This window comes from Bradyrhizobium sp. WSM1743, assembly GCF_000473065.1.
Lineage (GTDB): Bacteria > Pseudomonadota > Alphaproteobacteria > Rhizobiales > Xanthobacteraceae > Bradyrhizobium.
This window is the reverse complement of the sequence record NZ_AXAZ01000015.1, coordinates 16,860-33,288: the sequence shown is the minus strand read 5'-3', so window position 1 is coordinate 33,288 and position 16,429 is coordinate 16,860. Positions and strand designations below refer to the sequence as shown.

Annotated in this window: 11 protein-coding genes; 8 read left to right on the top strand and 3 right to left on the bottom strand. The window is 62.9% G+C overall.

Annotated features, from left to right (window positions below):
* Window positions 1-47: 47 nt before the first annotated feature.
* From YU9_RS0112335 to YU9_RS0112325, 3 genes are all read left to right on the top strand, one after another.
* Window positions 48-440, top strand: coding sequence for a hypothetical protein (locus tag YU9_RS0112335; RefSeq protein ID WP_036017249.1), 393 nt, complete (start codon window positions 48-50; stop codon window positions 438-440).
* Between the two features lie 70 nt (window positions 441-510).
* Complete coding sequence (locus YU9_RS44595; protein WP_027573115.1) at window positions 511-1,899, top strand: calcium-binding protein; 1,389 nt, start codon at window positions 511-513, stop codon at window positions 1,897-1,899.
* Window positions 1,900-2,040: 141 nt separating this feature from the next.
* Window positions 2,041-5,568, top strand: a complete 3,528-nt coding sequence (locus tag YU9_RS0112325; RefSeq protein WP_156951840.1) for a cadherin domain-containing protein — start codon at window positions 2,041-2,043, stop codon at window positions 5,566-5,568.
* A 164-nt stretch (window positions 5,569-5,732) separates the two neighbouring features.
* Here the strand turns inward: YU9_RS0112325 and YU9_RS0112320 are convergent, their stop codons facing one another.
* Entirely contained in the window at window positions 5,733-5,897 is a 165-nt protein-coding gene (locus tag YU9_RS0112320; RefSeq protein ID WP_027573113.1) for a Flp family type IVb pilin, read from the bottom strand.
* A 416-nt stretch (window positions 5,898-6,313) separates the two neighbouring features.
* On the opposite strand from YU9_RS0112320, the gene YU9_RS0112315 reads away from it, so the two are divergent.
* From YU9_RS0112315 to YU9_RS0112295, 5 genes are all read left to right on the top strand, one after another.
* The gene (locus YU9_RS0112315) at window positions 6,314-7,825 is read left to right on the top strand and encodes a hypothetical protein (RefSeq protein ID WP_027573112.1); all 1,512 of its coding nucleotides are present in this window, start codon (window positions 6,314-6,316) and stop codon (window positions 7,823-7,825) included.
* On the top strand, window positions 7,822-9,096 hold the full coding sequence (locus tag YU9_RS0112310) for a glycosyltransferase 87 family protein (protein ID WP_245266358.1): 1,275 nt from the start codon (window positions 7,822-7,824) through the stop codon (window positions 9,094-9,096). Before YU9_RS0112315 ends, YU9_RS0112310 begins: the two co-directional genes overlap by 4 nt.
* A 49-nt stretch (window positions 9,097-9,145) precedes the next feature.
* Window positions 9,146-10,708 (top strand): hypothetical protein, encoded by a 1,563-nt coding sequence (locus tag YU9_RS0112305; RefSeq protein ID WP_027573110.1) that lies wholly within the window; start codon window positions 9,146-9,148, stop codon window positions 10,706-10,708.
* Window positions 10,709-11,088: 380 nt separating this feature from the next.
* A complete protein-coding gene (locus YU9_RS0112300) occupies window positions 11,089-12,084 on the top strand; it encodes a glycosyltransferase family 2 protein (RefSeq protein ID WP_027573109.1) in 996 nt (331 codons plus the stop codon).
* An 8-nt stretch (window positions 12,085-12,092) separates the two neighbouring features.
* Complete coding sequence (locus YU9_RS0112295) at window positions 12,093-12,776, top strand: class I SAM-dependent methyltransferase (RefSeq protein WP_027573108.1); 684 nt, start codon at window positions 12,093-12,095, stop codon at window positions 12,774-12,776.
* Between the two features lies 1 nt (window position 12,777).
* On the opposite strand, the gene YU9_RS0112290 is transcribed toward YU9_RS0112295, so the two are convergent.
* Complete coding sequence (locus tag YU9_RS0112290) at window positions 12,778-14,223, bottom strand: hypothetical protein (protein WP_027573107.1); 1,446 nt, start codon at window positions 14,221-14,223, stop codon at window positions 12,778-12,780.
* 123 nt (window positions 14,224-14,346) lie between these two features.
* Window positions 14,347-16,269 (bottom strand): ATP-dependent zinc metalloprotease FtsH, encoded by a 1,923-nt coding sequence (ftsH, locus tag YU9_RS0112285; RefSeq protein WP_027573106.1) that lies wholly within the window; start codon window positions 16,267-16,269, stop codon window positions 14,347-14,349.
* Between the last annotated feature and the right edge of the window lie 160 nt (window positions 16,270-16,429).

Genomic DNA, 16,429 nt, shown 5'->3' with positions numbered 1-16,429 from the left:
CCTACCGATGAATGCTGCCACCGCAAGATGACCCGGGAGAGAACGTCATGGAATACTACACCGTAACGCCGCCGGAGCCTTCGAAGGTCACCGAGGCACTTGGAGAATTCCTGGACGGTGCTCTCGATCCTCTCCTGCAGACCGAGGCGGGCTCATTGCCGATCAAGTTTCTCTACAAGTATTTCGGTCCGGGCAGTACCGCCAATGAAATCAACAAGGTGATCACGAGGGAGGACGGCTTCTTCTATCTGGACGGAGTCAAGATCATCGCGGACACCGGCCCCAAAGCTGAAATCGCCGAAGCATTGACGCTGGCACTGAGAGCGGTGGCGCTCGGCATATTGGGCGGGGCGTCGCTTCCCATTGCCTCGAAGTTGCGGTTGCTGGTGGTGCCGCGGCACTTGCAACATGGGTCTACGAGGCGTTTGCCGAGCCGGTAGCCGATCGCATCTACGAAATATTCGGCGTCGCTCGACGAGGCTCGAAATTACGGACAGCTCGGGCCAAAGCGTGTCCGGCGTCGTCTATCGCAATGGCCTTGCGGCAGAAGGCAAGTCGGCCATCGACGCGGCCTTGAGCCTTCTCAATTTTTCGGCTGGCAAATTCAACGTCAACTCTCATGTCGCGGTCTACATCAACGGCAGCGAGAACATCGGATACGACGTCCTCGCTGGAAACTATCTTGCCCAAATCGCCAGCGCGATGGGAGACGCGGCGACCAAAATTTCGAACGGGACAGGTGTCGACGTCAATGGCACGCCAGCCAAGAATTCCGATCTTCTAACCCCGTATCTGTCAGGCGCGGACTTCACGATCATGCAGACCGGCGCAAAGCTTGGTTTGCAAATGTACAGCAAGGACAGCTTTGGCAATGGCGACGTTGAGTATTTCCTGAAGCAAGAGATTTCAATCGGCGGAGACTTGCACGGCTTGAACCTTGAAGCAGCGAAGATCGCGGTCTTCGGCTCCAACGGGGTTGACAATCTCGACCTAGGGGCAGCCACCGGAAAGGTTTACGCCTATGGCGGGATGGGATCGGACACCGTTCGCGGTGGCAGCGGCGGCGACGTTCTATGGGGCGACAGTCCGGCCGGTTCGAGCAATGGAGAAGTCGACTTCATCCACGGGGCGGGCGGCAACGATCAGATATTCGGCGGCGCCGGCGGCGATCAACTCTTCGGGGACGATGGCGCGGACTACATCGAGGGCGGAACCGGTGACGACACGATCGACGGCGGCACCGAGATGGACGAGATCTGGGGCGGTGTTGGAAACGACACCATTCACGGCGGCGAAGGCGCGGACGTCATCAGAGGAGGGTCCAGCGTTCCCGGCGAGACCGATTCCGACAAGATCAACACACTCTATGGAGACGCTGGAAACGATGAGATTTACGGAGCGGAAGGAAACGATCAACTCTATGGCGGCGCTGATGACGATAGACTGTTCGGCGGCGCCGGAGATGACAAGCTGTTCGGCGGTGCCGGCAAGGATCGGTTGACCGGAGGAACGGGGGGAGACGAGTTCTATGCAAAGCTTGGCGACATCGCGCTGGACAGCGATGCCGCTGACAAACTTTTCATTACTCTCGATGAAGCCCCCGATACCGATTCTCACTACGCCGAAATAAAGCAGTCGGATGTTCGTCTGCTTCCGAAGTTTTTTGAGTATGCAGGTTGGAACGGTGATTCCCTGGCGGGCTATAATTATCACTATTTCGGTCAGACGCAGTCATATTTTCCGGAATTTGAAGATCCTTCCGACCCTTTCGCCGATGGCGGCTTCCTGCTGATCAACACCGGGCGTTCGCTCGTCACTTTCCTCTATGAAGAGGAAAGCGGTGGTGGCGTTATTACCCTGGACGATCCGGCGCCGTTCAATGTGGTCGTCAAGGATTAGCAAGCCGGAGATCTCGGCCTGGATATTTTCGATCCAGCGACATTTGCCTCCAAGGCTCGGGAGAACTATCAGGCCGTAAGGAACGGCTATTCGCAAGAGCATTTTCTTCTGGCGCCGTATTTGGACTACCTCAAGATCGCCTTGCAGGCCGAGACGCAGGCTAATACGGGCCAACGGTCCAACCTCCTCTGGGCTCTGGAGGCTCCTACAGAGATTACCGGCACTCAGGATATCGATTTCCTGCAGGGAACGTCGGGCGACGACGAGGTCGTTGGTGGTGGCGAGATGGATCTGCTGCTTGGCGGTGCGGGATCCGACATCTATCGTTATGCAGCGGGCGATGGCGACGACTACATCATGGACTACGACGGTGGGGCGGCCGACGTCGATGTGCTCGCCTTCGACGACCTCAACCCCGGTGATTTCAAGCTTCGCGCCAGCGGCACCGATCTCTATATCGATCGGCAGGGCGCGCTGCCTTCGACTATCACGATCGTCAACCAGTTCGCCGAGAACACGTCGGAAGGCATCGAGGAGATCCATTTTGCCGACGGGACGGTGTGGAATCGCGAACAACTCCTTGAAGCACTGCAGACGGTTCGCGGCACGAATGGCGACGATGAACTTTACACCAAGGCGCAGCAGATCAATGGTGAATGGCAGCCCACCGTCTTTGTCGGGGGGCATGGGAATGATCATCTTTACGGCGGCCAATACGGCAATACGTACGTCTACGCCAATGGCGACGGCAACGACACGATCCAGGATTATGGAAACAACTGGGGGACCTTGCGCCTCTCCGACATGAGCCCTGCTGACATCAGTGTCAGCGGCCAGCCGGACAATTCGATCGTGATCACCATCACCGAAACCGGAGAGACGATCACGGTGAAGCCCCGTTACGGCCAGAGCATCGGCTTCGATGAGATCGTATTCGCAAACGGGACGATCTGGGATCGGGACGACATCCTGGCCGCCGTCCAGGCCCCGAAGGGCGCGACGCTGGCGAGCAGCCAGGTCGCAGAAAATGCGGCAAATGGGACCATCGTGGGGACCGTCGTCGGCGTCGATCCGGATGCAGACGCAGTGCTGACTTACAGCCTGGCGAACGACGCCGGCGGTCGGTTTGCGATCGATGCGGCCACGGGGCAGATCACGGTGGTCAATGGCGCTTTGCTCGATTACGAGAGCGTGACCTCGCATGCGGTGGTCGTACGCGTGACGGACCAGACGGGGTTGACGTTCGACAAATCGTTCACCTTGACCGTGACCGACGTCAACGAAGCGCCCACCGGTGCCACGCTGACCGGCGGCACGACTGCCGAGAACGCCGCCAACGGCACGGTGCTCGGCTCCGTGGCGGGCCTCGACCCCGACGCGGGCGCAACGTTGACCTATGCTTTGACCGACGACGCCGACGGCCGCTTTGCCATCAACGGCAGCACGGGCGAGATCACAGTCGCCAATGGCGGATTGCTGGACTACGAGACTGCAACGTCGCACAGCGTAACGGTGCGGGTGACAGACCAAAGTGGACTGACTTTCGATAAGTCGTTCACCATCGAAGTTACCGACGTCAGTGAGTCCGTTAACCACGCGCCGACCGACGCCACTCTAACCGGCGGCTCGATGGCCGAGAATGCAGCGAACGGCACCGTCGTTGGAGCGGTGGCCGGCATCGATCCGGACGCCGGAGCCGTCTTGACCTATTCGCTGGTGGACGACGCCGGAGGGCGCTTCGCCATCAACGCAACCACCGGCCAGATCCTAGTCGCCAACGGAGCCCTGCTCGACTACGAAGCCGCGACCTCGCACAGCGTGACGGTCCGGGTGACGGATCAGGGCGGCCTTACCTACGACGAGGTATTCGCATTGAATGTGACCGACGTTGCAGGCGCGACGTTGAACGGCACCTCGGCGGCGGACACTTTGACCGGCACGGCCGAAGGGGACGTGATCAACGGAGTTGACGGCAATGACGTTCTGAATGGCCTTGCCGGCAACGATGCGCTCGACGGAGGTACAGGCAGCGACACCATGAATGGCGGCACTGGCAACGACGTGTATATCGTCGATGCGGCTGGTGACGTGGTGAACGAAAATGCCAACGAAGGAATCGACGAGGTTCGCACCTCGCTGTCGAGCTATACGCTCGGCGCCAATGTCGAGAACGTGACGGCGACGACCTCGACGGCATTGACCGCGAGCGGCAACACGCTCGACAACCTCATCAAGGGCAACAGCGGCAACGACGTTCTGTTCGGCGGAGACGGCAACGATACGCTATTGGGCGGAACCGGCGACGACGTTCTGCAAGGCAACGCCGGCAACGACATCTTCGACGGCCAGGGCGGCCAAAACTGGATCACGACCGGCAGCGGGCAGGACACGCTGATCTTCAACAGCGCCAGCGGCTATTTGCTGGTCGACGATTTCAGCGACGGTAACGACAAGATCAACATGCGCGGCACGGGTATCACGTTGCAGAATGCCGCGCAGAGCGTCACCCTGACCGAGTATGCGGAAGGCGGCGTTCTTGTCGAATTCGGGACCTCGCAGATCTGGTTCGAGAACGTCATGCCGGGCCAGATCACATTCGACGGCGACTTCATCTTCGACACGTCCGCCGGCGGGAACAATCACGCCCCGACCAACGCGACCTTGACAGGGGGCTCGGTCGCGGAAAATTCGACCGATGGAACGGTGGTGGGAACGGTGACGGGAATAGATCCCGACGCCGGGGCCGTGCTGAGCTATTCGCTCACGGACAATGCCGGCGGTCGGTTTGCCATCAATGCCACGACCGGCCAGATCACCGTCGCGAACGGAGCGCTGCTCGATTACGAGGCCGCCACCTCGCACGAGATCTCGGTTCACATCGTGGATCAGGGAGGGTTGAGCTTCGACAAGATCTTCACGCTGACCGTTACCGACGTCGCCGGCGCCACGCAGAACGGGACCTCCGCGGCCAACACGCTCACCGGCACGAACGAGGCAGACACGCTCAACGGGCTCGGCGGCAACGACACCCTGAACAGTCTTGGCGGCAACGACGTTCTGGATGGTGGGGCCGGCGACGATATCATGACCGGAGGAACCGGAAACGACATCTATATCGTCGACTCCGGCAATGACGTCGTCAGCGAGAGTGCCAATGAAGGTATCGACGAGGTGCAGACCTCGCTCTCGTCGTATACGCTGGGCGACAACGTCGAGAATCTCACGGGAACGAACAGCGGCAGCTTCACCGCCGCCGGCAACGCCCTCGACAACGTCATCACCGGCAGCAGCGGCAACGACGTTCTGTTCGGTGAGGGCGGCAACGATGTCCTGCGTGGCGGGGCCGGCGACGATGTCATGCAGGGTGGCGCGGGCAACGATACTTTCCAGGGACAGGGCGGCATCAAGTGGATCACAACCGGCGAGGGTACCGATGTCCTGGTGTTCAACTTCGGCAGCGGCGCGTTCCAGGTCGACGATTTCACTGACGGGAGCGACAAGATCGACATGCGCGGCACCGGGGTCACGGCCCAGAACGCCGCGGAGAACGTTACTCTGACCGAATATGCGGAAGGCGGCGTGCTCGTCCAGTTCGGATCCTCGGAGATCTGGCTGGAGCATGTCATGCCTGGCCAACTCACGTTCGCCGATGACTTCATCCTGAGTTGATCCGGGTCGCACACGTGATGCGTTCGGAGGCGCTGACGGACGCCAGATGCGTCCGCGCGGGTCGGCCGCGCAGACTTCGTTGATGGCCCCGCTGTCCCCACCGCCCCAAAAGAAAAGAGCCCCGCCGAAGACGGGGCTCTCGAAACTGTCAGATCGTCCAGGCCTTACTTGAGGTTGGTCGAGATCGAGGTGAACTTGGTGTTCAGCGTGGTGCCGAGGTTGTTGACGACGGTGATGATCGCCAGCGCGATGCCGGCAGCGATCAGGCCGTATTCAATGGCGGTGGCGCCGGATTCATCCTTCACGAAACGCGCAACGAGGTTCTTCATAGAGTGCTCCAAATGAGTACACGAGGCTACAACTGATCTGGTCTTTTCGGCTTCCCAGCGCCGCCCGACCATGGAACCGAACCTAGAGGCAAAGAATTGCGCCGCAGTTAACTCGACTGCGTAAACACTGGGCGGTTTGCGTGTATTCGCCCATGGTAAATTGAATTCCAAAACAATCCGTTAAATTGTCGGGACATGAAGCCGGCCTGGCGCGGCCGGTTTACCCGAAGTTATGACCGCCGTGGTCCAATGCCGCCCGCGCGGGCTGAGGCGCGATGAGATGAATCGTTCATCGCGCTTCAGGTTATTGTTTGCGCATGATCTTCCCGGAAAGCCGCACCACACTTTGCGCTAACGCGGCCCTCCGGGGCCGGATCATGCTCGGATCGACAAGAACACCAGGACGACGAGGCGGCATGTCCCTTTCCTTTGCCAACAGCATCGCGGTGCAGAGTCGCGCGCGGGCCCTGGTGCCGCTGTGCGTCGGCGCCGGCGCCTATCTATTCTTCCTTTTTCTCGGCGACACGCTGCTTCAGGATTCCGACTCGTTCTGGCAGATCAAGATCGGGCAATGGATCCTCGATCACGACGCCATGCCAACCACCGACTTCTATTCCTTCACACGGACGGGCGCGCCGTGGATTTCGACGTCGTGGCTGTCGCAGGTCGCGTTCGCGTTCTCTTATGCACAATGGGGCTGGGCCGGACCCGTGATCCTCACCGCGGTCGCCCTCGCGCTCGCGGTCGCGATCTTCATCTATCTGCTCGACGCGCAGATCGAGGCGCCGCGCGCGGTGCTGTTTGCGATGCTGGCGCTGCTATTGTCGCAGCATCACGTGCTGGCGCGCCCGCATATCCTGGCGCTGCCCGTCATGGTGGCATGGGTCGGCTTGTTGATGGCGGCTGCCGACCGCAGGAGCGCGCCGTCCTGGACCTGGCTGCCGCTGATGGCGCTCTGGGCGAACCTGCATGGCGGCTTCGTGCTCGGCCTCGCGCTGATCGGTCCGATCTCGCTCGAAGCGGTCGAGCATGCCGAGAAGGGACGGCGGCTTTCGCTGTTCATGCGCTGGGTGCTGTTCGGAATCGGCGCGCTGATCGCAAGCTGCTGCACGCCGTACGGATGGCGGACGCTGCAGGGCGCGACCAACATCCTCAGCCTCGGCGAGCTACTGTCGCTGATCTTCGAATGGATGCCGGCGAACTTCGCCACGTTCAACTCGTTCGAGGGCGCCCTGCTCGCCCTGATCGCATTCGGCTATTATCGCGGCCTGGTGCTGTCGGCGCCCCGGATCTTCCTGATCCTGTTCCTGACCTGGAGCGCGCTGACCCATGTCAGGAGCATCGAGGCATTTGCGTTCCTGGTGCCGCTGGTGCTGGCAAAGCCGCTCGGCGAGATGTTCCCGCGCCGGGCGCCTGACGCCACCGGTGCCGACCGCTGGCCGGCCCGCACTGTCACCGCGCTTGGCGCGCTGATGATCGTGGCGGCAGGCTGGACCTCGACGTCGCTCTACATGGGGCACCACCGCTTCACCTTCACGATGACGCAGACGCCGGTTGCGGCGGTCGACCTGCTCGAGCAACGCAAGGTGCAGCGCATCTTCAACGCCTACCAGTTCGGCGGATATCTGATCTCGCGCGACATCCCCGTTTTCGTCGACGGCCGCGCCGAGCTCTATGGCGAGAAGTTCGTCATGGACTTCTTCAAGGCGACGGAGGGCAAGAAGCCCGAGCTGCTGCCGCGCCTTCTGGATGAGTACAAGATCGACGCGACGCTATTGGTCGCCGACGCGCCGGGGCCGCAGATCCTCGACCAGCTCAAGGGCTGGAAGCGGATCTATACGGATGACATCGCGGTGGTCCATGTGCGCACCGGCACGCAGGCGGGCCTGGCGCCGGACGCGGAAACCCCGAAGGATGCTTTCAAATGAGCATGTCCCTTCAGCCGTCGATGTCCGCTCCAGCGCGTCGCTGGATCGGAGTCCCCCTCACGTTCCTGCCCGCCTTGTCGATCGCTGTGCTGTTCGGCTGGTGCATCCTGATCTCCACCTTCGTCCATCCCGGATGGATCGGACTGAACCATATCGCCCCCGGCACTGATTGGATGGTGTTCTATGGCGCCATCAGATCGATGCTTGCCGGCGATCTTGCGCTCGTCCTCGATGGCGAGGCATTCACCGCGCATCTCAACCAGTCGTTCGCATCATGGCTCACGGTGCCATTGGCGTACCGCCCATGGTTCTATCCGCCCAGCTTTCTCGTTCTGCTGCTGCCGGTCGCGCCGCTCGGTTTTGCCGCCTCCTATGTCGCGTTCCAGGCTGCAACCGCGGGCCTTTTGGCCTGGGCGCTTCGCATCCGCGCCGAGCAGCCGCAACTGACGCCCTACATCATCGCGGCGGTGCTGGTCTCGCCATCCGCATCTCTCAATCTGGCCGATGGACAATGCGCCTTTCTCGTCGCCGCGCTGCTGGTGGCGGGCATCAGGCTGGTTGGACCGCGGCCGCTCCTGGGTGGCGCGATCCTCGGGCTTCTGAGCTTCAAGCCGCAATTCTTTCTGCTCGTTCCGTTCGCGCTGCTGGGTTTGCGCCAATACCGTGGCCTGTGCGCGGCTGCATGCTCGGCATTCGCATTGGCGCTCGCAAGCGCCATGATTTTCGGCATCGAGTTGTGGATTCAATGGATCCCGCAGGCACTGAACAATCTGGTCAGCCCCGATGCGAAATGGCTGGCCTATGGCCGCATCTGGGGTCACAGCGTGTGGGCCTGCGCGGTACTGCTGGGCCTGCCAGAGCGGCTGGCCTCGATCCTGCAACTGGGCGCGATCCTCTCGAGCGCGGCAGCGACCTTCGTGGCGTATCGCTCCTCGCTCAACACCGACGGCAAGCTGATCGTGTTGCTTGCGGCAACCGTGCTGGCGGCTCCGCATTCCGGCCCCTATGATGCGGTGCTGCTGGCGGTCGCCATCGTGCTGTGGCTTGCCGCATCGATCGATACGCCGCGCCTTCTCGACTGGCTGATCGGGCTCGGCATCTGGATGGTCCCGCTGCTCAGCCCCGCGGTTTATGTACCTGCGGGACGTCTATCACCGCTCCTCACCATCGCTCTCATTGGCCTCGTCTTCGCAAGGGTGCATAGCCGCGCGAGGTCTCGCGAGTCGGAAATTCCGCCGCTTGCTTCAATTCGACCTACCGCTTGCGAATAGGCCGCGGCTGCGGCTCCAGTTGGCGGGCAAACCTCAGCGATTCCATGACATGGCTCCTTCCAACAAGCCGATCCTGACAATTCCGGTTCGTCTCGGCTCGGAGCGACCCACGGCCATTGCCGTTCTTGTCATGCTGGCGGCCGTCTCGTTTGTTCCGGTGCTGCTGACCCCCATTCCCGCGATGGTCGATTATCCCAATCACCTCGCCCGCATGTACATTCTGAGCCAAAACGGCACCCCCGACACCAATCCGCATTACGAGGTGGCCTGGGCATTCTATCCCAACCTCGGAATGGATCTGCTGGTCCCGCAGCTGGCGCGGCTGATGAGCGTCGAGAACGCCACACGGCTGTTTCTGCTGCTGAGCCAATTGCTGATCGTCACCGGTGCGCTGCTGCTCGAATGGGTCAGGAAGGGACGCCTCCATCTCGCCGGCTTCGCTGCGCTCGCTTTCCTCTATTGCCTGCCGTTCAGCTGGGGTTTTGTGAATTTCGAGTTCGGGCTGGGCCTCGCGCTATGGGGCATCGCCGTCTATCTGGTGCTGGCGGAAGGCCCATGGCCGCTGCGTTTCGTCGCCAATTTGATCTTCGTCGCCGCGCTGTACGTGGCGCATTTCTTTTCGCTCGGCATCTACGGCGCGACGCTTGGTCTGTTCGAGCTGTCGCGCATCCGCCAACGGCAAGTCGCGTACCCCGTCGCGGCCGCGCGGCTTGGCGCGTTGGCCCTCCCGGCGCTTGCGCTGTTTGCGATCATGCACGTCGCTGCAGGCTCGATCGGAAGCGAAGGCACGAGTTGGTTCCTCGCATTCAAGCCGGTCTGGCCGCTCCGGATCATGAACGGCTACAATCTGACGACAGCGGCGGCGACCGGGCTGGCGCTGATGATCGCGTTGCTTTTCGCCGCACGACGCGGCGTCCTCAGGCTCGAGCCGGCCGGGATCTGGCTCGCGATCGGTTTTGCGCTGCTCTATCTGGTCATTCCCTCGAAGCTGTTCGGAACCTCGTTCGTCGATCTGCGCGTGATTCCCGCTGCGGCTCTGATCCTGCCGGCCTTCTGCTCGCTGTCCTTGCCGAGCCGGGCGTGGAGAATGGCTGCACTCGCTGCAATCAGCGGTGTCATACTGCTCAATCTCGCCGTCGTCTTCGCAGTCTGGCTGCCTTACCGCGCCGACTATGCGGCGATCATCGCCTCTTTCCAGAAGATCGATCGCGGCTCACGCGTTCTCGTCGGCAGCATAGGCGACAATGGAGATCCGCCCTTCGCCGACCTCACCTCGTATCCGATGTACTATGCGCCGACGCTGGCCGTGCACTATGCCAACGCCTTCGTGCCCAACCTGTTCACGGAAACGGGCAAGCAGCCCGTGCGGCCGCGTCAGGACGTGCGCCGTATTGCCATTCCCTATGGGGGGCCGGTGCCGTCAGGCCTGCTTGCCGCAATTGCGAGGGGCCAGGCGCCGGCGGAGGCTCCGCCGTTTGTCCGCACCTGGTACCGGGATTTCGACTACCTCTACGTGCTGGGATCGCCCGCCGCAAATCCGCTGCCGGATCTACTGGAGGTGTTGGAGACCTCGCAGCGATTTGCCCTCTACAGGATTCGCCGCAAGACCTAGACCGAAGCCGCGGCTGCACGAGCGTGGTTAACCGCGCTTCATCTCTCGGTCCCCTCTAGGGGCTATCGCATATGGCTCGTGGCTGCCGCCTGCGTGCACGCATCGTCCTTCGAGACGGCGCTGACGCGCCTCCTCAGGATGAGGCTAATCGACCTCAGTGCCCCTTGAAACTGCTGCCGCGCACTCCGTCCTCATCCTGAGGAGCCCGCCTAAAGCGGGCGTCTCGAAGGATTGCCGCAGGCGAAAAGCTCTCAAATGCGCTAGCCCTGCGGTTCCCTCCTCAATATCGCGGGGCCGTAGACCCTTAACGGTTGCGGCAAGGCGGCCTTAACCACCGGCTCATAGACTTGCGCCCCTGCAACCCAGCCGGATTCCTTCGCATGGCGGCCAATTCCAGATCGATCCGCTACAGCCTCGTCATCCCCGTATTCAACGAGGAAGCCGTGCTGCCGGTCCTGCTGCGCCGGCTCGACCAGGTCATGTCCCGGCTCGACGAACCGGCAGAAGCGATCTTCGTCGACGATGGCAGCAGCGATTCCAGCTCGATCGTGCTACGAGCGCTCGCCGCGCGCGACACGCGCTTTCGCTACATCGGCCTGTCGCGAAATTTCGGCCATCAGATCGCCATCACCGCCGGCATGGACGCTGCGCAAGGTGACGCAATCATCGTCATGGATGCCGATTTGCAGGATCCGCCCGAGGTGATCGAGCACTTGATCGCGAAGTGGAAGGAGGGCAACGACATCGTTCACGCCCGCCGCCTGTCGCGCGAGGGCGAAAGCCGTTTCAAACGTGCGACCGCGCATCTGTTCTACCGGCTGCTCGGCAAGATGTCCTCCGTCGGCATCCCCGCCGATGTCGGCGACTTCCGCCTGATCGATCGCAAGGTGCTCGACGCCCTCAGGCAGATGCCGGAGCAGGATCGCTTCGTGCGCGGCATGATCGCCTGGCTAGGCTTCCGGCAGGCCGAGGTCGCCTTCCACCGCCTCGAGCGCGCCGCGGGCGAAACCAAATACCCGCTGTTCAAGATGGTCCGCCTGGCGGTGAACGCCGCGCTCGGCTTCTCCGATCTGCCTTTGCGGCTGGCAATCTGGTGCGGATTGACGGTCTCCGGACTCGCGCTGCTCTACGGCGGCTGGGTGGTCCTGTTATGGCTCAGCAAGGACAGCCATCTCGTGACCGGCTGGTCCTCGACGATGGTCGTCGTGTCGCTGCTGTGTGGCATCAACATGCTGATGACGGGCATCGTCGGACTCTATGTCGGCCGCATCCATGCCGAGGTGAAACGCCGCCCGCTCTACGTGGTGCAGGCACGCGTCGGCTTCGATCGCGACGCGGCGGCGGCGACACAAGCGATCCACGCCGTCAACGAGTAGCTCATCGCATGACCGAACTCTTCGACGGATATCACGACAACTACCGCGATGTGGTCCAATCCTCGATCGACTTCTCGGGTCTGCCGCATGATTTCTTCATGCGCGCAAAGGCCGATCTGCTGCGCGATCTGATCGCGCAGCGGCTGGACGTTGCGAAGCCCGACATGCTGGACGTCGGATGCGGCGTCGGCAGCCTTCACCCGCTGCTGCACGGCACGGTCGGCGGCTTGAGCGGCATCGACGTGTCTTCGGCCAGCCTGACACAGGCGCGCGCTCACAACCGCGGGGTCGACTACCGGGAGTTTGACGGCCGCACTTTTCCGTTTGCCGACGCCAGCTTCGATCTGGTCACGGCGGTCTGCGTGATGCACCATATCGTGCCGACCGAATGGGCGCAGTTCATCGCCGAGATGCGCCGCGTGACACGCCCCGGCGGGCTCGTCTGCGTGATCGAGCACAATCCGTACAACCCGCTGACGCGCCTGGCCGTTGCACGCTGCGAGTTCGACCGGGACGCCGTCCTGCTCGGTGCCGGCACGACCCGAAAGTTGATGGCGGCTAGCGGCCTGCGCGCGATCGGCGCGCGGCATTTCCTGCTGCTCCCCTGGGACACCAAACCGGCGCGGCGCCTCGAAAGGGCGCTGAGCGGCGTGTGGCTCGGAGGCCAATACGCCGCCTTCGGGACCGCTTGACCTATCTTTGCGGCGTCTCCCGCCGCTTGTGCACGACCGCCACATCGTCACTGTAGACACGCTGCCACTCCGGCAGCCGGTCGAGCATCGCGACCGCCGGTGTGCCCGGTGCAAGCAGCGTCGCGCCGATCTTGTATTCGTCGAGCAGCTTGAGAAGATCTCCGAGGTCGATCAGCGCCAGCGCACGATTGTAGCGGTCGATGAACGGCCCGCCGTAGAGCTCGCCGCGGCCATCGATGAAGGTGGGAATGCCGGCAAAGATCAAATAGCCGCCGAAGGAGTAGTCGTTGAGGACGCGCTCCGCCTTGACGAGGTCGGCTCGGGCGATGGCAGCCTCGGGGGTGATGATGGGCGCCGGCCGGATGTCGCGCGCCAGAGCCAATCCGCTCATTGCGGCCAAGACAGCGACCGCGGCCAGATTCAAGCCGCGCGAGGAGCCATCGGCATCGTTCCCGCTCGGCCCGCCGAACGTCCGGCCCAGCGGGGCCGCCAGATAGAGCGGCGCCAGCATGGCAAGCAGATCCGCATTGCGGGCTTGCGCCAGCGCGAAATGGAGCAAGCCGATCACCACCAGGGCCCGCACGATCGGCAGCGTCACGCCGCGCGAGAGCGCAAAGATGCCGGCCAGCAGCAGCAGCTCGAAGCCGCCGAAATGGCTGAAATCCTGCGGCCGCCATTCCGCGATCCAGGCGAGCGCCGAGCCGAGGCCGAGCGTGGTCAGCGGCATCAGCAGCGGTTCCGCCCCGTGGGGCGTCAGGCACGACGCTATGACTGCGAGCGCCGTGAACGGCAGCCACCGCAGGATCACGTGCGGCCATGCGCTTCGCTCCTCACGCAGCAGCGCCTCGAGCACCGCAGGGCCGATGAGCCCAAGAGCCAGCACCCCGCTACCGTGCAGATTGGTCCACAACACCAGGAGCGGCAGGGCCCAATATGGCGGAGGCGTGCTGCGATCCATGCAGCGAACCAGCGCCGCCGCCCAGGTCACCATCAGTGGCAGCACGAGCACGTGTGGCCGCGCCAGCATATGCGGCGCCAGCAAGACGACGGCTGCGATCACCATCAGCAGGGTCAGGGCCGGCGAAAGCTCGCGCAGCAGGAAGAACGTGAGCAGGCCAAAGGCGAGCGCGATCGCCGCGGCCGCGATCGCGACGACGCCGGGCCAGCCGGAAAGCGCGTAGACGCCGGCATAGACGACCTCGGACAACCATTCGAAGGTGATCCAGGGCGCGCCGCGCATCGAAAAGGAGAAGGGGTCGCTCGCCGGCAGGGTGCCGTGCGCGATGATCCAGCGTCCGACCTCGATGTGAGAATAGCTGTCGGGATCACCGAGCAGCCGCGGTCCGACAGCCAGCAACACGGCATAGAGGCCGAGCCCCACCGCCCAAGGGAGCGCTGCACGTGCCGAAAACGGGTGAACCGCGCTGTGGACGACCTGATCAGTCATGGCCGGCCAAAATAGGCCGCAAGCGTTAAGTTCTTCTTTAGTGTTTCGCGCAACCGCGAACCGCTGCCCAACAAAAAACGCGGCGTTTCCGCCGCGTTTTGCAATCTGATCTGCCGCTCGCGATTACGCCTGCGGCTGCGGCTCGAGACCCGGATCCGGATCGGGCCGCGGGCGCGGCTTGCCGGCCGGGGGCACGGCGGAGGCGCGCGGCGTGGTCGGCTCGAGCACAGACTCGCGGTTCGGCTTCTTGCCCCTGAGCAGGTCGACGATCTCCTCGCCGGTCAGCGTCTCGAACTCGAGCAGGCCCTTGGCCAGCGTCTCGAGATCGGCGCGCTTCTCGGTGAGAATGCGGGTTGCTTCCTTGTAGCCTTCCTCGACCAGGCGCTTGATCTCGGAATCGATCTTCTGAACGGTGGCTTCGGATGCGTTCTGCGTGCGCGACACCGACATGCCGAGGAAGACCTCGTCCTGGTTCTCGCCATAGGAGACGGTGCCGAGCTCCTCCGACAGGCCCCAGCGCGTCACCATCATGCGGGCAAGGCGCGTGGCCTGCTCGATGTCGGACGCGGCGCCCGAGGTCACCTTCTCGCGGCCGAAGATCAGCTCTTCGGCAACACGGCCGCCCATCATGATGGCAAGGCGCGAAGTCATCTGCTCCAGCGACATCGACAGCTTGTCGCGCTCCGGGAGCTGCATGACCATGCCGAGCGCACGGCCGCGCGGGATGATGGTCGCCTTGTGGATCGGATCTGTCGCAGGCACGTTGAGGCCGACGATGGCGTGGCCGCCCTCGTGATAGGCCGTCAGGAGCTTTTCTTCCTCGGTCATGACGAGCGACTTGCGCTCGGCGCCCATCATCACCTTGTCCTTGGCTTCCTCGAATTCGGCCTGCGTCACCATCCGCTTGTTGCGGCGGGCAGCGGTGAGCGCAGCCTCGTTGACGAGATTCATCAGGTCGGCGCCGGAGAAGCCCGGCGTGCCGCGCGCGATGGTCTTGAGGTTGATATCGGGAGCCAGCGGCACCTTGCGAACGTGAACCTTGAGGATCTGCTCGCGGCCGACGACGTCAGGATTGGGCACCACGACCTGGCGGTCGAAGCGGCCCGGACGCAGCAGCGCGGGATCGAGCACGTCGGGGCGGTTAGTCGCGGCGATCAGGATCACGCCCTCGTTGGCTTCGAAGCCGTCCATTTCGACCAGCAGCTGGTTCAGCGTCTGCTCGCGCTCGTCATTGCCGCCGCCGAGGCCGGCGCCACGGTGACGACCGACGGCGTCGATCTCGTCGATGAAGATGATGCAGGGCGCGTTCTTCTTGGCCTGCTCGAACATGTCGCGGACGCGGCTCGCGCCGACGCCGACGAACATCTCGACGAAGTCCGAACCGGAAATGGTGAAGAACGGCACGTTGGCTTCACCCGCGACCGCACGTGCGATCAGGGTCTTACCGGTGCCGGGAGGGCCGACCAGCAGCACGCCGCGCGGAATGCGGCCGCCGAGGCGCTGGAATTTGCCGGGATCGCGGAGGAATTCGACGATCTCCTGCAGGTCCTGCTTGGCCTCATCCACGCCGGCGACGTCCTCGAAGGTGACGCGGCCATGCGCTTCGGTCAGCATCTTGGCGCGCGACTTGCCAAAACCCATCGCCTTGCCGGCGCCGCCCTGCATCTGCCGCGAGAGGAAGATCCAGACGCCGATCAGCGCGATGAAGGGCAGCCAGGAGACCAGCAGCGAGACGAACCAGGGCACGTTGTCGCCGGGCGGCTTCGCGGTGATCTGCACCTTGCTGTCATAGAGCCGCTTCACCAGCGTCGGATCGTTCGGCGCGTAGGTCTGGAAGCTCGAGCCGTTGGTGAAGGTGCCGTGGATGTCCGGCCCCTGGATCACGACGTCGCGCACATTGCCGCGATCAACTTCGCTCAGGAGCTGGGAGAAGGCGATGTCCTGCGAGGAGGCCCGCTGACCCGGGTTCTGAAAGAGCGTGAACAACGCCAATAGCAGCAAAACAATGATGACCCAGAGGGCGAAATTGCGCAGATTGGCGTTCATCGATCTTCCTTCGTGGTCGCGCGGATCGCGGCCTGGTCCTTCAGGAGTTACTTGGGCAAGCTAGAGAAAATCCCCAAGGAATCCTCTCGGTTAGACGCATACAATTTAGGTGCCGCCCGGGTCGCTGCCAAGGGAATGAGATGGGACTATTTAGCCCATC